Raw genomic sequence first — 22,420 nt, 5'->3', positions numbered from 1 at the left:
AGCCCAAACTCCCAAAAGGTAACAATATATGAGATAATTTAATAAAAATTAATGTTTGCTTTTCCGCCGATGCTAAGACTAATTACTGACTTCGACGGCCCTATTGTTGATGTCTCTGAAAGATATTACCGTGTTTATCAATTTTGTTTAGAAAAAACCCGACGTTCCGATCAATCTGTAAGAGAACTTTCTAAGGCAGAATTTTGGCAACTGAAGCGATCGCGAGTTCCAGAAAAACAAATTGCGATCAATTCTGGATTGGATGAAGCACAGGCATTAGAATTTGCACAATTGCGGCGGCAAACAGTACATACTGAGCATTACTTTCAATATGATACTCTAGTCCCTGGTGCAGTGGAAGCGCTAGTAAAGATTCAAGCTGCTGGAGTTGATTTAGCAGTGATGACAATGCGCCGGGTTTGGGAATTAGACTATGCTTTCCAAAAATTCCAGCTAGGTAGATTTTTCCCTGAGAATCGCTGCTATTGCCTAGCTAACGACTATGTAAAAACCCGTGATATTGAAGATAAGCCTTTATTGATGACGCGGGCAATTGAGGAACTACCGGCTGTGGCTGATAGCTGGATGGTGGGAGACACGGAAGCCGATATTACGGCGGCGAAAAAACATCATATTAAGGCGATCGCAGTGGAATCTGGTATCCGCGATCGCGCTCAATTAGAACTTTACCACCCTGAGTTTCTTGTGCCGAATTTAAGTGCAGCTGTTGATTTCATTTTAGAAACTGGACTTAAAAATCAGCGATCGCTTTCTATCGGTTAGTCGCTTGTGATGGTGCAATATTACAGGACTTGGCAATAGTAATGGGTAATAGACCTGAAATTGTATAGTCCATTACCCATTAGTCAGCCAAAATCTGAAATATTCAGAAAATTTATTTGGGCAGCTTTGGCACAGACAAATTCGAGTCAACATAGTCCCGAAATTAACGTAAAAAGCTGCTAACCAACCATAACAAGACGAACGTTAATACTGTAGAAAACTGATTTGATGTGAGACTAATGAATGGTACTTGCGGTAAAAGCCAGTTAGCAACTAACCCTCCAAGGATTAAACCAATAATTAGCCCAACTAGCGTGAATAAAACTGCTCGACCAAATTTACCTTCTTTACGATTGAGAAAGTAAATACTAATTCCCACCCCAACCACTAAAACTAGCTGCAAAACCTGATCGCCTGCTGCTGGATAGAACAGGCTAGCGGCACTCAAACCCGCATACCAAGCTCCAGGTAACAGCACATCAGCTTTTGTGGGCTGATCCAGCATACGTTGCAGCCATGCTGGTGACTGCTCAATCTTAGTTGGGCTTTCTTTGGGAAGCGATTGCACTCGAGTTTCAGGAAACCGAATTCGCTCAGGAACTTTAATTTTACCTTCCTGGCGCATCCGCAAGCGCTCCATTAAAATCGCGTCGTAGGCAATTTCAATGACTTCTAAACGCTTGGCATCGCCACTGTATTGCTCCAATAGGCGATTGCGAGCATCCTGAATTTCGTCGAAGCTAGCATCTTCTGATACCCCAAGTTTTTCGTAGGGATTTTGATCGCTCATGGGAGTTTATACTTCAGCCTCGGTCAGCGGCAGTCTTTTGTTGACAGAAATACAACTTTAGCTTTTATTTTGATTGTAATCCTAATGCCAATCAAATTTCCTGCCATACCAGGATACTAGCATGGGTTAGTTTGATCGACTTGGGAATTTTAACTATAAGTCACTTTAACATATTGCTATAACTCCGTGTATCCCCCCATGTCGTTGAATAGTTCTAGCCCTACTCTAGAATTTGAACTAAGAATACCTAAAATACAATAATTTATGAAAAAATTAAACTTTCTATTTCCTTCTTAGTCACTGACTCCTGCAATTTGGAGTTTTCTTCAATCAGTTTAAGCATTTTAGGTGGTATCGATCCGCATATCGATTTAATATTGAAACAATTTCAATTACCACTTACTTGGGATCAGAAAGTCTTCTAGGTTACTAAACTGCTGTGGCTGAGGGCAAAATTCCTAGTTTCTGGATACAAGATTAGCCAGCATTACAGTATTTGCACTGATATGCTTGTCTGTTTACTGGTTGAATTATCCAAAACATGATTACACTATTATTTTAGATAGTCAGGAAATGCATCTCTTAGCCTTGTAGATTTTTAACGAATTCCCTAAGTGGAAACAGCGTTTTTACGCAATTCTCTTGTTAATCCTATGAATTTTTGTGCAAAGTGATGGTCATGGCTCCTGCCAAGATTCTTGTAGTTGATGACGACCCAGCGGTTCGGAATTTAATCCAACGCTTTTTAATTAAGCAGAGTTATCAAGTAGAAGCTGCTGAGGATGGTAAGACAGCCTTAGCGCTATTTGAGCAATTTAACCCTGATTTGGTGATTTTAGATGTAAATTTACCAGATGTGATTGGGTTTAACCTCTGCCAAGAGATGCAAAGTCGCAATGGTGTTTTTGTACTGATGCTAACTAGCCGCGCAGACGAAGCTGACAAAATTCGCGGCTTTGCTAAAGGTGCTGATGACTATCTCACCAAACCCTTTGGTTTGGGAGAATTAGAAGTCAGAGTAGCAGCTATTTTGCGACGACAACGTGTAGTTACGACAGCTGAACAAAAACGCCTAGTTTTTGAAAAGCTGATGATCGATCCAGTACGGCGGGAAGTAGCGCTGAACAACCAACCAGTACCCTTAACCGCTTTGGAATTTGACTTGTTACATTTCTTAGCTAGCCATCCTGGTAGAGTTTGGCGGCGAGCAGAACTCATTCAAGAGGTCTGGGACTATGAATATGTAGGCGACCAACGGGTTGTAGATGTACATATTGGTCAAATTCGCAAAAAAATCGAAATTGATGCTAGCCAGCCGGCATTAATTCAGACAGTGCGCGGTGTGGGATATAAATTTGAATGTCCTACTCACTCCCCGCAATTAGAAGTTAGTTCCTAAATGTTTAGTCTATAGTCCAGAGTTTTTAACTCTTGACTTTTGACTTAAGTCACGAAAGTAACGTCAGTAAGCACAAATCAATCTAAAACATGCAACGAAGTGTACAGTCGCTACAATACTAGCGATTCTGTTCTGTGCGAAGCTGGTGTGCGTCTAAATTTAGCCCTGCTCGATTGGCAATGACGTACTCGCAACGGTTCTGGGCATGGGGAATTGGGTATGGGGCATGGGAAAGACAAATTTTCATGGCAAGGTTTGTGCCAAAACCTGGCGTGAATGGCGTATTGAAAATCAGGCAGTAGGCAGAAGGAAGGATTGATATTTTCATCCTTGCTTGTACCAAATCCTGGCTTAAATAGCTAACTTGAAAATATTGCTGAGTACTGAGGAGGTTGGACAAGTTTGTCTATTCATCCTGTGTCAGCAGTTAATGATGACGACTTCAGTTGTCAGAATTGGTGAACTTCTTTGATGTGACTAACAACAAAGTTTACATAGTCCTCAAAGTCATTCTACGAATGTGGATGATGCACCAATACATACCAGTAATTTAACGTGAGTTCGACGGAGCTAAAAAACGGCAGGAGGTAGTGCAGACAAATCTTTTGGGTAAATATCAATCGACGGTTTTTTGGGCAAATAGGTGTAAGCAGTTAGTCCAGCCATCAGATTGACCAAAAAGTTAAAGACACTAAGATGTCGAGAGTGTTCTATTTGACACATATTTTTGAGATGGTCATTGACAGACTCAATTACCGCCCGTTTGCGTAAAAGAATTTTATCAATCAGTTTGACCAAACGGTTTTTAATTTTCTTTTGAGATTTGGTAACTAACTCTAAACCTCGCTGATATAACTCCTCAAATAATTTTTGACCAGATTATCCTCGGTCTCCAAACAGTTTACCAATAAAGTCTTTTGTCATATCGGGTACTGGCTTACGGTCATCTACATTAGCTGGAGTTAGCTTGAATGCCAGTAATTCTCCACAATCGTTAATAATCAAATGAAGTTTAAATCAAAAATGCCAGCCCACAGAATTTTTACCCCATTTCACTAACCCCTTAAAAACTTTATGGGCTTGTGCTCGACAATTGTGACAAACATCTATCGGGGTAGAATCAATAAAACTAATCCCTGTAACCTCTCCCGTGCGTGTATGTAAAAAACAGCACAACAACATTAAACACCAAGGCATCAGTTCCACAAACCTGGTGTAGCTCACCAAGTTGGGAAACGCTCCACGCCAACTTTGTAGCACGTGCAAGGTGTAGAACTCCTTGAAAGTCTTATAACCACTACCGTGAAATGCGTTCGCAATTGTCATCACCTCTGATAAATGCATTTTTGATTTGCTGCGGCGCTCTCTCTTTGTGGATGGTAACTGTGGTACTTTTTGCCACAAGTTCTCCCACTGGTTGCAAAAATCATCTACGTCACAAAAGATTTGTACGATATCGAGGCGAGATACAATGGTAGACATAGCGGAAAGTCTGAGCCGAGGAAGCCTCCGCTCAGAACTTTCCAAGACAGCCGAGACCCTCATTTTTCTTAGATATTTTTAGTCTCGGCGTTTTTTTATACCTTTTTTGCTTATTCTCAATCAATCTTAGTGATCGCCTCCGACGGGTGCTTCTCGCCATTACAACACCTACCCAGTTTCTCATGTTTCATATCTCGCAAGCTTTTTAGCGTCTTTTATCCGTCGAACTCACGTTAAATAATACCAATTTAAAAAAGAATGCGATAGATACACAGACCTAAAGCCTTTTTCTGTGTGGATTCCTAATATAAATCGCAATATTTTTACCTTCGCCCTTCAGCTATACATCTATGGAGTTGAAAATTTTTGAGCGATTAATCTGAAGTTGCGGTATCATGGCAATTTATTGAATGCATATGAAGGTAAATATGAAAAGTTAGCTTCACTAATATTCATATTTACAGACAGATGAATCCAAAGAGAATGTTAAGAATATTGACAATTTTAGTATATATACTCACTCTAATTGTCACACTTGTACCTTTAGATAAATTATAGATTTTAGCTATTTATCAATTTGAAAAGCTTTGGGGAGTCCAGTTAATGAAGATATTAGTGTTAAGTTGGGAGTTTCCACCCAGGATTGTGGGTGGAATCGCTCGCCATGTAGGGGAGTTATATCCAGAATTAGTGAAATTAGGACATGAAATCCACTTGATTACTGTGGAACATGGCCAAGCTTCGATGTATGAATTAGTTGAAGGAGTACATATACATCGTGTACCTGTAGCTGCTAGTAGAGACTTTTTTCACTGGATAGTCAACTTGAACGATAGCATGGGGCATCATGGTGGCAAACTGATGCTGGAAGAAGGGCCATTTGATTTAATCCATGCTCATGATTGGTTAGTTGGTGATGCAGCGATCGCGCTGAAAAATAACTTTAAAGTACCTTTAATAGCAACAATTCATGCGACTGAATATGGACGCTACAACGGTATTCATACAGATACACAACAATATATCTGTGGTAAAGAAAATCTGTTAGCTTTTAACGCTTGGCGAATTATCGTTTGTAGCGACTATATGCGCCACGAAGTAGAAAGAGCATTACATAGTCCTTGGGACAAAATTGATGTCATTTTTAACGGTATTCGGCCAGAAAAGAAACAGCATCATGAAGATTTTCATGCTCAAGCTTTTCGCCGTCAATTTGCTGAAGATTATGAAAAAATTGTTTATTATGTTGGGCGCATGACTTATGAAAAAGGTGTGCCTTTATTACTCAATGCTGCACCCAAGGTTCTGTGGGAAATGGGTGGTAATGTCAAATTTGTGATTGTTGGTGGTGGTAATACTGACCATCTCAAGCGTCAAGCTTGGGATTTGGGAATTTGGCATAAATGCTATTTTACTGGTTTCCTTTCTGATGAATACTTAGATAAATTTCAGACTGTAGCTGACTGTGCAGTTTTCCCTAGTCTTTATGAACCCTTTGGTATAGTTGCATTAGAAAGCTTTGCTTCTCGGGTTCCCGTGGTTGTATCTGACACTGGCGGTTTTCCGGAAGTAGTACAACATACAAAAACAGGCATTGTTACCTGGGTGAACAGTCCCGATTCGATTGCCTGGGGTATTTTAGAGGTGTTGAAAAATCCTGGTTATCGCCAATGGCTGATAGATAATGCTTATGAGGATTTAGAGAAACGCTTTAGCTGGCCAAAATTAGCCCAGCAAACCGAAGCTGTTTACAAGCGAGTAGTGCAAGAGCGATCGCGAGTACAATGGTTTTAAATTACACAAGCAGCAAAAAACCAAACAGAGAATAAAATATAACTCTGCAATTTTGGCATTAAAAAACAGTACAAGCCTTGTACGCTGGGAATTACACCCCTTCTGGTGAGAGAGTTAGCAATATTTGCAGTTTGCACCAGAAGGTTAGCATGACTAAGGCCTTTCCAAATATAGCAAAGTGGTTAAAGAACCTAGGAACCATGTTGCTGAAGATGGGAACCACCTTCATAACCCATATTACAGCAAACTTGAGACGCTATTTTCAGGACATTACTGAGGATGTCGATTCTTTATCTCCCTTACCGACCTTACCTGCTTTACCTGCCTTACCTCATCTAGCTGGGCCTGTTCTTAACCTGGGTGGAGGTGGCCCGGATGTAGAGGAGGCGATTCAATGGATGATCCATCAGGTTAGAGGTGGTACTAACTGCGCGACCAAAGTGAATGTTGTAGTTCTCCGCACCTATGGTAATCACGATTACAATCGGCCGATTCAAGGGATGAAAGGCGTGAAGTCTGTAGAGACGCTGATTATTAGCAATCGCAACGATGCCAACAGAACGGAAATTGCTGATAAAATCCGCAGAGCAGATGTAATCTTCGTTGCTGGCGGCGACCAATGCCAATATATTCGCAACTGGAAAAATACTAAGCTACAGGCTGCGGTTCACTCAGTTTACGCCAGAGGTGGTGGTATTGGGGGTACTAGCGCAGGTGCAATGATCCAAAGTGAATTTGTTTATGATGCTTGTGCTTCTTCTGAAGAAGGCATTGAAACCAGAGATGCGCTGGAAGACCCTTATCAGGATATTACCTTCAGTTATCACTTTTTTAACTGGAGGTATTTGGCAGGAACTATTGTCGATACCCACTTTGACAGGCGCAAAAGAATGGGGCGAATTATGGCTTTTATCGCCCGTCAAATTCAGGATGGCAAAACTCAACGTGCTTTAGGTATCGCCATTAGCGAAGAAACATCGGTTGTCATTGATAAATACGGGATAGCGAAAGTCATGGGGAGAGGTGCAGCATACTTTGTTTTAGGCGATCATCCCCCAGAAGTTTGCAAACCCCGTACCCCTTTAACATTCCACGACTACAAAATTTGGCGTGTCCCCCGCGGCGATACCTTCGACTTAAAAAACCTGCCCACCAAAGGTTATTATCTCCGGAGTGTCAAGCGGGGAAGGTTTAGTTCAGATCCGTATTGAAATGGGTAATGGGTAATGGGTAATGGGTAAGTAACCGGAATGTTTAATTTGTTCTTTTTCCCCCTTTCCCCCTGCACCCTGCCCCCTGCCTTTTCCCAGTCCCCAATCCCCAATCCCCAATCCCCAGTCCCCAGTCCCCAATCCCTCACACCAAACTAGCCTGCTTGCGTAAACTCTGAATAGTAGCGATCGCGTGTTTGGCTATGATATCAATCTCCTCTGGGGTATTGAAACGACCAATTCCAAAGCGTACTGATGCATAGGCTAGCTGTGAGGGGTGTCCTAAGGCAGTGAGAACGTGGGAAGGTGCTGTACTGGTTGAGTTACAAGCAGAACCGGAAGAAACGGCCATGATTGGTTGTAATCCTAAGCTAAGTGCAGCCCCATCTACTCCCTCAACGCTAATACTCAGGTTTCCTGCTAGGCGTTGGGTTGGATGTCCGTTGAGGTGAACTCCTGGTATTTGGGAAAGCTGTTCCCAAAGTTTGAGCCTCAGTGCTGTAATGCGTTGGTTTTCTGTCGCCTGTTCTGCTAGGGCAATTTCTACCGCTTTCCCAAAGCCGACGATTTGCGGTGTATATAAAGTACCCGATCGCATTCCCCGTTCATGTCCACCGCCATGTTGTTGGGGGGCTATTTGGACTCTGGGGTTGCGTCTACGGACATATAGCGCACCGATGCCTTTGGGCCCGTATACTTTATGTGCAGTCAGTGACATCAAGTCAATTTTCTGTGCTTGCACATCCAAGGGAATTTTACCAATAGCTTGGGCAGCATCAGTGTGGAAAATAATATTGCGATCGCGGCAGATTTCGCCAATGGCTGACAGTGGCTGCAATACCCCAATTTCGTTATTTGCAGCCATCACCGACACTAAAATTGTCTCTGGACGTATAGCTTTTTCTAACTCATTTAAATCAATTAACCCGTCTTTTTGGACAGGTAGCACTGTAATATCAAAACCCAGTGTTTTTAAATAGTTACAGGGGTCGAGAACAGCTTTATGTTCTGTCGCCACAGTAATAATATGTTGTCCTTTTTGGAAATAAGCTTCTGCTATACCTTTAATGGCTAAATTATTGGCTTCTGTAGCACCACTAGTAATCACAATTTCTTCTGGCGAGGCGTTAATAGCTGCTGCTAAAATTTCTCTTGTTTGTTTAACAGCAGCTTCTGCTTCCCAACCGTAAACGTGACTGATACTTGCTGGATTACCAAACTTTTCTGTGAAATAAGGCAGCATAGCTGCTAATACTCGTTCATCAACGGGGGTAGTAGCATGGCAATCTAGGTAGATGGGGCGATTCGACATAATCAACTCAAAATTTGACTTAATTTTTTTAATATCCTGAGAACTTGATATAATTCATTTTCTCGCTTGGATAACGTAAATTTATCAGACAAAGCATACTCCGATTTATCTTGCTGGATGAGCTTGATAAACTGGAAATCTTCTCCACTAGTTACACAGCCAAAGATAGGTTTCTCTGGATAAGGATTAGCTAGCATATAAGCGATTGCTTGAGGTATAGCTTCTAAAAGGGAAAAACTAGCTCTTTTAGATTCAATTACTAACAACCATAGTTGTTCTTGAATAACTAAAACGTCAATCCGACCTCTAACAATTTCGTCTTTATCCTCAATCGCAATTTCTATTGACTCTTCCGTAGCTAGTAAAAATGGTTCGCGATAAAATCCTGCTAAATCTAGTAAAGGAGATAATACCACCATTTTGACTGCATTTTCTAAAATTGGTGGACGTTTAACTAATCTCAGAAAGTTAGTTTTAACTCTATCTAGATATTGCTTTTCTAAATCTGTAATTTCTGGCAGAGAATCGAACCATTCCGGAAAAAAATCTTCGCTTTCAGACTGTCGCAAACCAAATCTTTCTTCTAAATAAGCAAGACCGACATTTTGAGCTTGGATTACTTGAATCATGATGGATACAACAAAACTGATATTACTATTTTAAAGCTTTACAAAATGTTACAAACTTTTAATTAATCAGCGAAATTTCCTTATTCATGGAGAGTGGGTGGTAGAGATGGCATACAGTGAATTTACTCTGGCTCAAGTTAGAGAAAAATTTGGCTTAATTATAGAGGAACCAGATAATTTGTTTGCTGAAGTTGCTGGTATATACCCCAGCCAAATATTACAAACGTTTTTGAAAGAGAACTTGAATTTAGCAACAGCAATTAATACAGAAAAAGCTCGTTCAGAGCTAATTATTACTCCTATTTTATTAGAGGTGAGAAGAAATTTTAACTTTAAAGTTGGGTTCTTTTCTGGGACAGAGTTTAACGTTGATAACGCATCGGGTCTGAATGGTTATTGTGATTATATACTTACTGCATCTGCGGAAATATATGAAATTCGCACTCCTGTAGTAACCTTGGTAGAGGCTAAGAATGAAAACATCAAAGCTGGTTTAGGGCAATGTATTGCTGAAATGGTTGCTGCTCAAATATTCAATCAGCGTCAAGGAAATAGCATTACGACTATTTATGGAGCAATAACCACTGGTACAGATTGGAAATTTTTAAAGCTGACTGATAAAGATTTATCCATCGATAGAAGAGACTATTATATTGTCGAAATCAACCAAATATTAGGTATTTTATCGGCACCTTTTCAGATTTATTCGACTGCTATATAGTTAAATTAAAACTTATGCAATTCTCTTTAATATATTTAAAACAATATATAGTTCATTTTCGCTTCTATATAAGCTGAACCTATCAGATAGAGCATATACAGGATTATTTTGTCTGCCTAGTTTGATAAATTGAAAATCTTCGCCATTTAGCACTAATGAATACACAGGCTCATCACTATTCGGCGCAGCTAGCATATAAGTAAGTGCTTGCGGAATTGCTTTAGTTAAAGAAAAAGTAGACCTTTTGGATTCAATTATCAGTAACCACAACTTATTTTGAATAACTAGTACGTCAATTTTACCTTTGATAATTTCTTTATCTGCTTCTGCTTTATTTGCATTACCGATAATTACATCTTCACTAATTTCTATAGTTTCTTCTGTAGCAATGGAAAAAGGCGGACGATAAAAACCCGCTAAGTCAAGTAAGGGCGACAATACAACTAATTTTACTGCCTCCTCTAAAAGAGGAGCATTTTCCAGTAAACTGAGATAGTTAGTTTTAACTCTATCTAAATATTGCGTTTCTAATTCTGTTATCGCAGGTAAATTGTCAAACCACTCTGTAAAAAATTGCTCATCTTCAGCTTTATGCAGAGCAAAGTTTTCTTTGAGGTAAGCGAGAGTGACATTTTGTCCCTGGATAATTTGCACCATAGGTTATTCAGCCTATATTCTAAGATGATGCGCTTGATATAGCTGTCAATTCCTGTAATTTAGTTAAAACCTGTTGAGCATGGGCTTTAACTTTCACATTTGGCCAAGTATAGGCAATTTTGCCATCAGGAGCAATCAGAAAAGTTGAGCGCACAACGCCCATATATTCTTTACCCATAAACTTCTTTAATTGCCAAATTCCATAAGTTTCGGCTAACTCATGTTCTGGGTCGCTTAACAGAGTGATTGTTAAGTTGTGTTTAGCGATAAACTTACAATGAGTCTGGCTAGAATCGGGACTTACGCCTAAAATTTTGGCACCCAAGGCGCTGAAGTTTTGATTTAACTCGGTAAAATCTTTCGCTTCTGTCGTACAACCAGGGGTGTTATCTTTCGGGTAGAAATAAAGAATCACCCATTGACCGCTAAAATCAGCGAGACTGACAGTATTACCATTTTGGTCAGGAATGGAGAAATTAGGGGCTGGTTGTCCAACTTGGGGAATATTGCTCATATTGGAAGATTCAAGAATTGCGATCGCTTTCAAATTTTACCGATATTTGCCACCCCTTAAAGGAAGATAGTCTATTCTATGTTTCCGCTGCGCTGCACCTTAGAAGTACTATCTATATAAAACGCACCGAGATTATTACCGCTTAAATCGCAGTTTTCCACTGTACCCAAACCACCGTCGTGGACATAAACGCCGCGTCCCTTATTCTGATTGATTTTACAGCGTTGAATTACAGCGTTACCATTGGTTCTAATTTCCATTCCAGATAAATCATGACCTAAGATTTCGCAATCTTCCACAGTGGCTTGTCCATCCTCATAAACAAGAACTCCGCCTTGTTTACCATCATGAAATTTGCACCTTTGGATCATAGCGCTGCTATTATCTTTAACTGCTATGCCAGATAAACCATTACCGAAGATATCGCACTCTTGTACTGTGCCACGACTGTTTTTTTGAAAAAAGATTCCCGCTTGTACGCTATCGTGGATTTTGCACTGTTGGATAATGGGGTTAGCTGTTGCACCAATCACACTGACACAAGAAAGAGAATCGGAAGTAATATCGCATTCAGCTAGGATTAATTGACCTTGAGGAATGTCTACAGCAAAGAAATTGTTGTTCTTTTTTCCTGCTACACCACGTAAAGTTAAACCTCGGACTTCTGCTTTGTCTGTTTGCATAACAATGCAATTTGAGTTTGCACTTTCAATCACAATGTTAGATAAAGGCCCATCACCAATAATCTTGAGTGGCTTGTCAATAATTAAACTTTCTTGGTAAAAACCTGGATTTACTAAAATCTGGGTACCAGGTTGAGCATTTTTAATTGCGTCACTAATAGTTTTGTAGTCACCAAATCCATTACTAGAAACAGTTAGAGTCGTTTTGTTTCTAGTCAAAAATGTATATAAACCAACTGGGATAGCTAACCCAATGCTACCAAAACCTAGCATTTGCACTACACGCCGTCTAGGCCATTTGGGTTGTGGTGGTAATGGCGGCGGTGGTGGTTGTAAACTTTGGTCGATTTGGTCTAATCGTTGTAAAATTTCTTGAGTATTAGCTGGTCGGTGACCAGGTAAATGCGCCATCATTTGGTCGATTAAATCTGCCAACAGGGGCGAAATATGAGGTGCATAACTCCGCCAGCCCATCTCATTGGTGTAAGAATTATAAATTGCTGGGTCAGTAGGTTGTTTACCTGTGAGTAAATAAACAAATGTGCGTCCCAAAGCAAAAAAATCTGACTGAAGTACAGCCTGACCGTTCATTTGTTCGAGTGGTGTGTAACCTGCGGAAATAATTCCTGTTACCTGACCTTGAGCCTGTGCAAAGTAGTAAGTTTGTGTAAGTTCTCTGGCTGTACCAAAATCAATTAATGCTAATTCCCCAGAACTCGCCCGGAGCATAATATTAGGTGGCTTAATATCTCGATGGAAAAAGTTCTGTTTGTGTACGCGATCAAGAATCGTTACTAATTCTCGTAACCATTGCAGCGCTAAATGCTGATCAATCGGTCGCATCCCCCGATTTTCCATATATTTCTGCAAATCCATCCCCACAATTTTTTCCATGAAAAAACAATGGCTGGGGTTTTGGCTGTTTCTGGGAAAATAAACAAAGTAAGCATCGCGCTCAACTTTGGGAATACCAGGGTGATTAAGTTTACTTAAAACTTCTGCTTCTTGCTGAAATAGTTCTATAGCTTTTTGATGATTGTTGGTGAGAACTTTAATCACTTTCGGCGTATTAGTGCGGACTTCTATCGCCTCAAAAGTGACTGCAAAGCCACCACCGCCTAACTGACGCACGACACGATAACGGCCTTGTAGCAGTAGTTCTGAGCCGCAACTAATACAAAATAGTTCATCATTACTATTCTGTGGGTTTGTGCATTGAGGATTGATGCAGAAGCTCATTGCGTCAGCAGGTTACAGTTTTATCTGCTAGTTTACCTTTATCACCTGGATTTTTCGGTAAAGAGTTTTTAGCGATCGCAATATTTATCGGTTAAGGGGAGATGGGAATACAAGTCAGCTAATCACCAGAAAATCTGTCTTTCCCATGACGGCAGTTGCTACAACGGGGGGAACCCCCGCAACGCACTGCCTCCCCAATGCCCAATGCCCAATGCCCCATAACTAAATATTAATGCTGTTAGGAATGCGAGATGGTAAAAGGTAAGGATACTCAACACCGCTATCGGCTACACGCTGTTGATTGCGGTTTGTAATTGTGCTTTCAATATCTTTGAGTTCATTTTGGAACTGGGTGAGGATTTGGCGATCGCCATTTTCGGTAAAATTGATTAAGTCAGAACTGCCGAGTTTTCCCCAATTAATCCCACTCAGGGAAAATGTTAATTGCATCTGTTCTAAATCCTGTAAGGCTGGCGGTAACAATTGCTTCAGGGTACTTGGGGTATCTGGTTGGCTGTAAAGTGCTAAAGGTGCATTGGGAACATAGCCAACATAATCAAACTGGCTGAAGTTAATTGCAGCGTGTTGCGGCCCAGAGGTAAAGATAATTACAGTGGCAATATCTATGAGTTGTTGCAAGCTGGTGATTTCTGGAAACTCTGGTACGCGGGGATAGTTGGGTAATTCTTCAATCTCCAATCCCGCGGCGTTCACCCATTCTTGAGGTACCCAACTTGGTGCTTGAGCAAACTCTGATAGCGGACGTGAATCTAAGGGTGCGCCGAGTTCTGCTGTCCAAGCTTGCAGATATAGGTCTTGTTGGACTGCGCGGTCATCAACATAGTAGCGTTGTAAATAACGAGTAGTATAATTAGCGATCGCTTCCCACAGTAATAAGGCATCATCACGGTAAGGAAACTCTGGGATGAATTTTGCTTCTATTCCCCGAGTTGTGATGTCATTGAGTAAAGAATATTCCCTAAAAGGACGTTTTCTATAAGCGCGATTAATTAAATTTAAAGAAGTTTCTCTAGTAGTCGCCATTAACTTATCAATAGCAGAACCTTCACCCAGCAATAAGCTATTGCCTCTAGTATTAATTGCCAACAGAAACAGAAAATGGGGACGCAATAGCCGAGACAGGGGATGATTTTCTGGTAACTGTCGAGCAGTGGCGATCGCAAATGTCTCCATTGCCAAATGAGTATAGGCTAAGTGAGTAATCAACTCATGGTCGGTGACATCAGCAGTTTGTACAGAAAGTTTTGCCCTTGTCCAATCGTCTGAATTATCTTGATTCGTGACGACTCTGCCTTTTTCTACCTCAATTAGTAATGATTCAAGTCCATCCTCAGAGCGATAGAACAGCGCCGTAGGACTCCCCACATATCGACCATAATGCAAATCTGTGACTTTTAAATCTTGCAATAGGGGATATTCAACAACAAACAAACGGTTAGCCCCTGCGGATGCTACTAAGTCTATCACGCTATCATCAGCCAATTTATAAGGACGATTGATCCAAGCTTGCAATTTACCCTTTTCTTCAGATTGCAAACGCCGTAATACCATTGGGTTTTGCCCCGCTAACCGTTGCCGCCCAAACTCGCGATCGCTTAACCCACCATCTCGCTGATGAATTAAGCTAACTCTGGGGCGTTGGGGTGAGTCAGGTTGACATTTTCCGCTTTGTTCTAGGGATTGGTAAAAATGCGATCGCTGTTGCTCATGAGAATTTGCCTTTTTTGCTGCATTCGTTGCTGCTAAAAGTCGCTGAAACATTTGCTTGCGTTGACGCACATAGTTGGCATTAAACTGTTCATTTGGTGGCAAATAGAAATTAAACCATCCCGATTGAAAAATCTCGAAATCTGCCAGCAAAGTAGATAATTTATCGAAGTTTTCCTCAAAATCATGAATTAGCTTTTCTACCTCTGTCAGCAGCAAACTCAAAGGCTGAGATACCTGTCCTTGAGTTAGCTGATTTTGCCGCAGCGTCATCAATATATAGCGCAATACCCCATCTTCCCCCCCATAGGGAAAAATCCTTGCAGGCCCCTGATCATCAAGAGTAGCTGGATTGTAGCGATATTGACCTTGTTGTTTTGTAGAAAGTGCTTGGCGTTGCATTATCAGCTCCTATTTGCAACAGTGGAAAGGGAAGTTGGGGACTAAAGAAGAAATTCTCATTACTAATTACCAATGCCCCATTACCGATTCCCAATTACCAAAGGCCAAAATTATCAATTAATCGGAAAAATGCGACGTGAATTTTCTCATCGTGATGAATTAATAGCCTATCTTCGCCAAGAGTTCCCGAAAGCGGCGGAACGGGATGATTCTATCAGCGAAATAGTGGGGGGACGAAAAGCTGCAGAACAAGCATTAGCAAAAGTTGACCCAGTTACCTATGCAAAAACACGTAATTTTTTAACTGGTGCAGTCACAAAGCTTTCACCTTATATTCGCTATGGAGTTCTCAGTCTACGAGAAATTCGAGATTATGTACAAGAGCAGATACAAAACCCTGAAGATGCGGCTAAATTAATTAATGAATTAGGCTGGCGCGATTACTGGCAAAAGCTATATGCGAAGCTAGGAAATGGAATTTGGGAAGACCAAGAAGCATATAAAACTGGTTACACAGTTAAAAATTACGCCCCTGATTTACCGCAAGATATTCAAACAGGTAGTACAGGCTTAGTATGCATTGATACTTTTAGTCAAAATTTAAGAGAGATAGGCTATCTACATAACCATGCTCGGATGTGGTTAGCAGCTTATATTGTCCATTGGCGGCGGATTCGTTGGCAAGCTGGGGCAAAATGGTTTCTACAACATTTATTAGATGGCGATCCTGCTAGCAATAATATGTCATGGCAATGGGTGGCGAGTACTTTTAGCCAAAAACCCTACTATTTCAACCGCGAAAATTTAGAACGTTACACCAACGGAGTTTATTGTCGCCAATGTCCGCTTTATGGTCATTGTGATTTTGAAGGTAGTTATGAAGAATTAGAACAGCGACTATTCCCCCAGGGTGAATTTAACAAACAACCTAATAGCCAAAGTTGGCAACGTGGGAAGAAGAAAAGATAATACCAATTCAAAATTCAAAATTCAAAATTCAAAATTAAGAATTTAGACAAGACAAGGCTTTGTATCTATCTATTTGTCGCATTCTTTTTTCAAATTGGTACAAGTATTAGTGTTTGGAGTTGGGTGTTTGTTCGGCTAAGGATTGTATTCAAATTCGCTTGTTGAATGTACACCAATCCAATCGCCTGCTGGAGTTTGTCCGACTTCGTAGGTGTAACCAATATCCCAAAAGCTGATAGTGTATAGAGTGCAATGTTGTAAACACTGGTTCATAAATTGGCTGAGTTTGCGGCTATTGTAACCATCATTAGCATATTCAACAGTTAGCTTTTCTATCATCACTATTGCTGCGGCTTGTAGTGCTAGTTCAATGGCAGATATTTTAGTTTTGGCGTATGCACCTACGAGATGATGTTGATAAGTGTAGTTATATCCGCCGTGGTAGTAGCCGTAAATGGTAATTGATGTGAGGTGATCGAGAAATGATTGAATTTCGGTTATTAAACTTTCATCCGCTAAAGTTGCTGATTTTTCACGGACAATTTTCGTTGTGGCTGGGTTTGTTTTACGGCGATTATAGCTGACTTGATCGGGGACAGTAGGTGCAAGACATAACCAGTTATTATTGTGAGTTTCAGCCACTAATATCGATACAGAAAAATCAGGATGTCCCCACTCAAAACTTTGATGGTTTGATTTGGGGATAGATAAACTATAAGCTTGCAAATTTTGACAATTTTTAGTCAGGATATGCTGAATTTTTTGATAATATTCTTGGCGTTCAGCAGCAATATTTTGATTCCAATTATTATCTTTGCGTTCGGAACGAGTAGGAGCATACTCACCATATTCTTTTTGATTTGTAGGCGTTCCCCATTCCTCAATATTTTGCCAATGTTCAAAAGCTAGTTCTATGTCGGTTAGGTTGACAAATCTTTGAGAAATCATCAAATTCCATAGGTTAAATTCTCCTTGGTAGATAGGTTCCCAAATAAAAGCATTAGAACAGAGAATTTCTAAGGTACCCAGCAATTTTTCTGTTTCGGCGTGCATAGGTTATTTTAATTAAATGTTAAGTTCAAAATTACGGATTATATACAAATTCGCTCTTGATATATACACCTGTCCAATCACCACCAGCAGTTTCACCAATAAGGTAGATATTTTCCTGAGTCCAAAAGCTAAATCTGTACATCATTATTTTTGCAAAATTAGATTTGAGAAATTGATTTAATTTATTGTGTTTTGCATATTCAGCTTCAGAATCGCTATACCAATCATATAAATATTTTTGCTCAGAATAGAAATTGTTAAATTGGCTAATTTCTAACATTTCTGAACCTTGCAGAGATTGTGTAATTGCGGCTTCTTTGGTTTCAGCAGCACTATAGACGATTTGATAATCATAATCATAGTAATAACCGCCGCCAAAATCTCCGTTTAAATTAATTGTTCCCAGTTCGGAAGTAATTGCTTGCAGTTGCGAGATTAAATTTAGTGTATTTTCTCCTAATACTTGAGTAGGGATAGAGTAATTCACAGGATCGCGAGAAATTAGTCCTTGCGGAATACGAGTTTCTTTATAAACAGTCTGGAAAACAGTAACCCAATCGCCATCTGCTGTTTTACCAACAATTAAACCAACTAGATCGCTTGAGGGAAAGTAAGAGGAAGTTTTGACATAAAAAGATTCTAAATTTTGTAAATTATCTCTTATGATTTGATATAAGTTTTCTATTTTATTAGCCCAAGCATTTTTATCATTTTCATTGAAGTCAAAGCTATTAAAATTACTAGCATAATCCATTGTCCGCCAACTCTTGATTGTATTCTCAATATCTGTAAGTTTTAACCAATTTTGAGAAAGGCTAAGATTGAGAATATTAAATTCACCTTTTTCGGTTGCATCCCAAACAAATGGGTAAATATATCCCCCATCTTCATGTCCTGGTAAATGAAAGCCAGATTTAGAGTCAAGAATTACTTGAATTGTTGCAAGAAGTTGTTCTGTTTTTGGTTGCATAATTTCAGAAATTAAATGTATTGAAGGTGTGTTATCAAAGTGAAACACACCTGAAATTGCTGATTTAGGAAGATGCTGGGAGTAAAGCAGGTTGAAAGGGTTGTAATAAAATTCCCAAAATTTTATTCACATCATTAATATAGTATTCAACTGCATCAATGTATGCTGTTAGTCCTTCTAAGATTAAAAATCGCCAGTTCGTTCCACTAGTGACAACTCCATAAATTGTCCTGACTTCTTGTTGATAATTTTGATTGAATAATTGGGCTGCTACCATAGTGGCTATACATTGCCCTAAACCACTTTTAATATTTTCATTCTTGGCTTCAACAACAGTCATAACAGGCGCTTTAACGTAAAACTGTTCTTCAGAATTGCAGAGGATGAAATCACAAAATCCATTCAATCCTTTACTAGCATCCACATCAAAATCTGTGCCAGAAAACAGCGAAATTTGATAGTTTAACTGTCGCCTAACTTCCGTGAGGATTGGCATAATTAGTAATTCTGAACGAGCTTTATCTGTGTTAATGGCAGTTGCTAGTTGAGTATATTCTTCTAAGAGAGTTGTTAAAGTGGTGGAAGGTTGAACAGGTGACACATCTTTGAATAAATTACGCTTTTCATCAATTACAAGTTGAAAAGCCTCTCGAACTTTAGCAAGTGTAAAATCACTGTATGCCATCTGCAACATCCTCAATTATTCACAACTAAACTTTAGCTGCTACACGAACAACTCGATTACTATCTTGGGTAAGCTGCTGACGTAATTCCCTTGGAGTTGCGGGGTTATCTGCAACTGCATAGCGTTCCAGCCAAGATGCAGACTGCGTTGCTTGTGTCAAAATTTCTGGGGGAGTTAGCGGGTGGAGTAGGGTTACTAAGCGGACAAAGGCGTTGTCGGAATTCGCGTATTCTGCAAGTATGGTTGTAATGTCGTCGCTGCTGGGGTTGTAAATGCGGCTGATTCCGCGCAAGGTGGTACTCGTGGCTTGCTGGGTGTTAGGTTGAACAAGCAAATCGCGCAGCGTTTGTTTAATAGCAGCCGGAGTGTTGGGATTTTGAGCAACTGCGCGGCGAACTTCGACTTTTTCATCGCTGGCTAGTTGTGTCAGGATGCTTTCTGGTAGATGAGGATTACTAGCCGCAGCAGTTCTGACACTGGGGTTTTCGTCTCTGGCTAAAAGTTCTAAAACAGGAATTAATGTATTAGAGTTTGTGGCTACTTTAATTCGTACCTCGCTTTGTTCATCCCGCGCCAATAATTCCAAAACACTCACAGGTGCGTTGTTTGCAGCTGCAACAGCTTCCCGTACAGAGATTGCTGTATCTTCAGCCAAGCGCAACCATAAAGCCTCTGTTAAGTTGGGATGGCGAACTAAACAAACTCGCACCTCTATGCTAGGGTCATGAGTGAGAATGGCGAGCAGTTGTGGTGTTAAGCTGGGATTATATGCAAGCGATCGCACTATCTCATCATCGGTTGTAGGTGGAATCAATGCTTGCGGATCGGGTGTTGCACCGACAAATTCCCTTCTGGCTAAAATCTCTAATGCTTCAATAGGTGTGTGCGGATTACCAGCTATGGAACGCAGCACATCATTATGATTACCAGGAAATGCACTCTTGAGCATATCCACGGTTTGATTTGGGGTATTTCCTGAATTTTGGGTACTTTGAACGATTTGGGAAAGTGCGCGAGGCGGTGTATTGGGATTGCGAACTACATCCAAACGCGTTGTAAAATCTGGATGACTGGCGAGTACTTCCAAGGTTTCCGGGGATGTGTTGGGATTACTGGCGACAGCACGAACTGTAGCGACATACGAATCTCTAGCTAACTGTCTTAAAACTGTGGCTGGGGTGTTGGGGTGCGACGCGACGCGATAACGCACCGAACTATCGGTGTGAGTTGCTAACTGTGCCAAAGTTTCTGCCGGCATTTGCGAACCTTTGACAGGATGTTTAATAAAATCAGCGAGATTTTTCCCACTCATGCTTTTAACTGCTTGAGCAAGGACAATTCCTGGTGTATTGGGATTGCGTTGATTAACGAGATTTTCTTCTAATCCCAAGCGATTTAAAATTGTTGTGGGAGTGTTAGGGTTAGCAATTAGTTTGGTTTTGACTTCACGGCTGCTATCGTTGGCTAACCGCACCAATATTTCCACAGGTGTATTGGGATGTTCTGCAACTCTGGCGCGAATTCGCTCAGATTCATCTTGTGCCAATATTTCTAATAGTTGAATAGGTGTTGGTGTTTTGCTATGAGATGGTTTATAGGCAAGATTGGAGCGCACATTCACACTTGGATCTCGCGCCAATTCTAGTAAGTTATGTAAAGGTAAATTGGCATTTTGTGAGACAGCTTGCCGCACAGCTTCATCTGCATCTTTTGCTAGTTGTTGTAATACTTGGATAGGAGTTTTATTGCTACGTGCGGCTGTGAGTTTAGAATTGCGATCGCCTTTTTCTAAAACCTGCGCCAATGCATAAGGACTATCAGTGCGCCGCGCCATTAATTGATGAGCGTTAGTAATTTCTTCCGTATCTAATTGAGATAAAAGCAACCGATAACGACCCAAAATCATTTGCTTATATTCTTCTTCTATCATTATTCGTTGATGTTCTTCCAAGTAAGGTATGTTGATATTTCTCAACACACATTCTCGTACTTGTAAGTTACTATCTTTCATTAGTTCAATCAAAGCTTCCAGAGGTGTTGAGGAATTTTTCCCTACATAACAACGGATGATGCTATCTGATGATTTTGCCAATTCTGCCAAGATGTGAGGTGATGTGTTTGGATCTTGGCTTTGTTGCTCTAATTTCTGCTGTTGGTCTTTTGGTTTAAATCCTGATGAAATACGGTAAACATAATTCGTTTGATTCTTTGATAATAAAGACTTTTTGACAGCCTTTGGTGTTTTTGGATGGCTGATCACTGCTTCTCGTACTTCAGAACTTGAATCTTTAGCTAGTTGCTTGAGTGTACTTACTAATACTTGTGGATGTTTAGCAACCTTAACTCGCATCGATTCTAAGGAATCATTGGCTAAAAGTTCGAGAATTTCTCCTGATGTGTTTGGCTGATTTATTACAGAGTTGACGTAGTAGTAAAAATTTTTGTCACTGCGATCGCGTACCAGTTGATCAATAATGCTTAGTGGTAAATTTTTTCTTTGAGTAATTATTGTATGTTTGTGTTTGGGATATAGTTTTAATAATGCCTCCTCTGAAGTCTTGGGATGTTTGGCTAGAGCCGTTTGAATTTCGTCATAGTAATGATTTACAAGCAAATTGAGTGCTTGTGTTGGAGCCAGAGGATTTTGAGAAATAGCTAACTGAATTTTATATACCCCATCTCCAGCCAACTGCATTAAAGTTTCTGCTGTCGCTGAGGGATTTTGCGCCACCGCCAAACGAATCCAAGGCCAACGGCTTTGTCCTAACATGGTTAGCTGTTCTGCATCGGTATTCCAATCAGATGCAACGGTATGCTGTCCTTCCACCAGTTCAATTAATGATGGTGGACAACTAGGGTTAAATTTCACCGCTAACCTAATAGGTAATTCTAAATCGCCAGCCAACTGCTCTAATACTGCTAACGGTGTTTCTGGTGATTCTGCAACTTGTAAGCGTGGTTCTAAAGTTGGTTCCTGCGCCAAGCGTTCGAGTAATTGCAAACGATATTTTAATGGCATATGGGGATTACGCAACGCTGGAATCAGCTTTTCTGCGGGAACCCATTCGCTGAAAAAACATGGCGGTACAGTTCCCAATTTGAGCAATTCTACAGCTAGCCTGTCATTTTGTCCGAGTTGCTGTTGTTGCAGTATGGTATCTACCACTTGCTGCCAATTTTCTGTGATTTCTCCGGCATAATTTACGTGTAAACTAGCGGCTTGTGATACTTGGGTATCAGTGCTATTAGCTAAGACTTCTAAGAGCGATCGCGGCGTTTCAATGTAACTAGCAACAGCTAATTGCAATTGCGGCGACTGCTGTAATAACTGCTCTGGTGTATCTAAAAATGCTTGTAAATCGGCTACGCTAACAGGCTGAAGAGGTTGCATCACCATAA

Annotated in this window: 18 protein-coding genes and 1 pseudogene; 6 read left to right on the top strand and 13 right to left on the bottom strand. The window is 40.4% G+C overall.

What is annotated here, in order from left to right; genetic code table 11:
- Positions 1–69 precede the first annotated feature (69 nt).
- Complete coding sequence (locus AACU25_RS29915) at positions 70–783, top strand: HAD family hydrolase (RefSeq protein WP_096584273.1); 714 nt, start codon at positions 70–72, stop codon at positions 781–783.
- 163 nt (positions 784–946) lie between these two features.
- Here AACU25_RS29915 and AACU25_RS29910 read toward each other — a convergent pair whose 3' ends face one another.
- Positions 947–1,573 carry a CPP1-like family protein gene (locus AACU25_RS29910; RefSeq protein WP_096581885.1) on the bottom strand — a complete coding sequence of 209 codons (627 nt, stop codon included), beginning with the start codon at positions 1,571–1,573 and terminating at the stop codon, positions 947–949.
- A 679-nt stretch (positions 1,574–2,252) separates the two neighbouring features.
- Between AACU25_RS29910 and AACU25_RS29905 the strand changes: the two genes are divergently transcribed.
- Complete coding sequence (locus AACU25_RS29905; protein WP_045867582.1) at positions 2,253–2,972, top strand: response regulator transcription factor; 720 nt, start codon at positions 2,253–2,255, stop codon at positions 2,970–2,972.
- Positions 2,973–3,090: 118 nt separating this feature from the next.
- Here the strand turns inward: AACU25_RS29905 and AACU25_RS29900 are convergent, their stop codons facing one another.
- Together AACU25_RS29900 and AACU25_RS29895 are read right to left on the bottom strand one after the other, a co-directional pair.
- Positions 3,091–3,372: a hypothetical protein gene (locus AACU25_RS29900; protein WP_190446029.1), complete on the bottom strand. Its 282-nt coding sequence runs from the start codon at positions 3,370–3,372 to the stop codon at positions 3,091–3,093.
- A 170-nt stretch (positions 3,373–3,542) separates the two neighbouring features.
- A pseudogene (locus AACU25_RS29895) lies at positions 3,543–4,454 on the bottom strand (IS982 family transposase).
- 603 nt (positions 4,455–5,057) lie between these two features.
- Here AACU25_RS29895 and AACU25_RS29890 point away from each other — a divergent pair.
- Positions 5,058–6,248 carry a glycosyltransferase family 4 protein gene (locus tag AACU25_RS29890; protein WP_096581883.1) on the top strand — a complete coding sequence of 397 codons (1,191 nt, stop codon included), beginning with the start codon at positions 5,058–5,060 and terminating at the stop codon, positions 6,246–6,248.
- 149 nt (positions 6,249–6,397) lie between these two features.
- Positions 6,398–7,459 carry a cyanophycinase gene (locus AACU25_RS29885; protein WP_190446028.1) on the top strand — a complete coding sequence of 354 codons (1,062 nt, stop codon included), beginning with the start codon at positions 6,398–6,400 and terminating at the stop codon, positions 7,457–7,459.
- A gap of 145 nt (positions 7,460–7,604) precedes the next feature.
- Here AACU25_RS29885 and AACU25_RS29880 read toward each other — a convergent pair whose 3' ends face one another.
- Complete coding sequence (locus AACU25_RS29880) at positions 7,605–8,771, bottom strand: cysteine desulfurase family protein (protein WP_096581879.1); 1,167 nt, start codon at positions 8,769–8,771, stop codon at positions 7,605–7,607.
- A 2-nt stretch (positions 8,772–8,773) separates the two neighbouring features.
- Positions 8,774–9,400, bottom strand: a complete 627-nt coding sequence (locus AACU25_RS29875) for a type I restriction endonuclease (protein WP_096581877.1) — start codon at positions 9,398–9,400, stop codon at positions 8,774–8,776.
- A 106-nt stretch (positions 9,401–9,506) separates the two neighbouring features.
- Between AACU25_RS29875 and AACU25_RS29870 the strand changes: the two genes are divergently transcribed.
- Complete coding sequence (locus AACU25_RS29870) at positions 9,507–10,121, top strand: hypothetical protein (protein WP_096581875.1); 615 nt, start codon at positions 9,507–9,509, stop codon at positions 10,119–10,121.
- A gap of 12 nt (positions 10,122–10,133) precedes the next feature.
- Here AACU25_RS29870 and AACU25_RS29865 read toward each other — a convergent pair whose 3' ends face one another.
- From AACU25_RS29865 to AACU25_RS29850, 4 genes are all read right to left on the bottom strand, one after another.
- Positions 10,134–10,778 (bottom strand): restriction endonuclease subunit R, encoded by a 645-nt coding sequence (locus AACU25_RS29865; protein ID WP_096581873.1) that lies wholly within the window; start codon positions 10,776–10,778, stop codon positions 10,134–10,136.
- A 19-nt stretch (positions 10,779–10,797) separates the two neighbouring features.
- Positions 10,798–11,292 (bottom strand): thioredoxin-dependent thiol peroxidase, encoded by a 495-nt coding sequence (bcp, locus tag AACU25_RS29860; protein WP_096581871.1) that lies wholly within the window; start codon positions 11,290–11,292, stop codon positions 10,798–10,800.
- 71 nt (positions 11,293–11,363) lie between these two features.
- Positions 11,364–13,214 (bottom strand): right-handed parallel beta-helix repeat-containing protein, encoded by a 1,851-nt coding sequence (locus AACU25_RS29855; RefSeq protein ID WP_096581869.1) that lies wholly within the window; start codon positions 13,212–13,214, stop codon positions 11,364–11,366.
- 222 nt (positions 13,215–13,436) lie between these two features.
- Positions 13,437–15,344: a lipoxygenase family protein gene (locus AACU25_RS29850; RefSeq protein ID WP_096581867.1), complete on the bottom strand. Its 1,908-nt coding sequence runs from the start codon at positions 15,342–15,344 to the stop codon at positions 13,437–13,439.
- 129 nt (positions 15,345–15,473) lie between these two features.
- Here AACU25_RS29850 and AACU25_RS29845 point away from each other — a divergent pair, with 129 nt between their 5' ends.
- Positions 15,474–16,313, top strand: a complete 840-nt coding sequence (locus tag AACU25_RS29845; protein ID WP_096584270.1) for an FAD-binding domain-containing protein — start codon at positions 15,474–15,476, stop codon at positions 16,311–16,313.
- A gap of 135 nt (positions 16,314–16,448) precedes the next feature.
- Here AACU25_RS29845 and AACU25_RS29840 read toward each other — a convergent pair whose 3' ends face one another.
- The 4 genes from AACU25_RS29840 to AACU25_RS29825 all read right to left on the bottom strand — a co-directional run bounded on the left by AACU25_RS29840 (position 16,449) and on the right by AACU25_RS29825 (position 22,418).
- Positions 16,449–17,366: a hypothetical protein gene (locus AACU25_RS29840; RefSeq protein ID WP_096581865.1), complete on the bottom strand. Its 918-nt coding sequence runs from the start codon at positions 17,364–17,366 to the stop codon at positions 16,449–16,451.
- A gap of 31 nt (positions 17,367–17,397) precedes the next feature.
- Positions 17,398–18,336, bottom strand: a complete 939-nt coding sequence (locus AACU25_RS29835) for a nuclease A inhibitor family protein (protein WP_190446027.1) — start codon at positions 18,334–18,336, stop codon at positions 17,398–17,400.
- Between the two features lie 64 nt (positions 18,337–18,400).
- Entirely contained in the window at positions 18,401–19,021 is a 621-nt protein-coding gene (locus AACU25_RS29830; protein ID WP_096584267.1) for a hypothetical protein, read from the bottom strand.
- Positions 19,022–19,046: 25 nt separating this feature from the next.
- Complete coding sequence (locus AACU25_RS29825) at positions 19,047–22,418, bottom strand: HEAT repeat domain-containing protein (protein WP_199347512.1); 3,372 nt, start codon at positions 22,416–22,418, stop codon at positions 19,047–19,049.
- Positions 22,419–22,420 lie beyond the last annotated feature (2 nt).

Origin of the sequence: Tolypothrix tenuis PCC 7101 (assembly GCF_963874875.1) — a bacterium.
Taxonomy (GTDB): domain Bacteria; phylum Cyanobacteriota; class Cyanobacteriia; order Cyanobacteriales; family Nostocaceae; genus Aulosira; species Aulosira tenue.
Note: the sequence above shows the minus strand (reverse complement) of the source record. Positions and strands in the feature narration are given on the sequence as shown.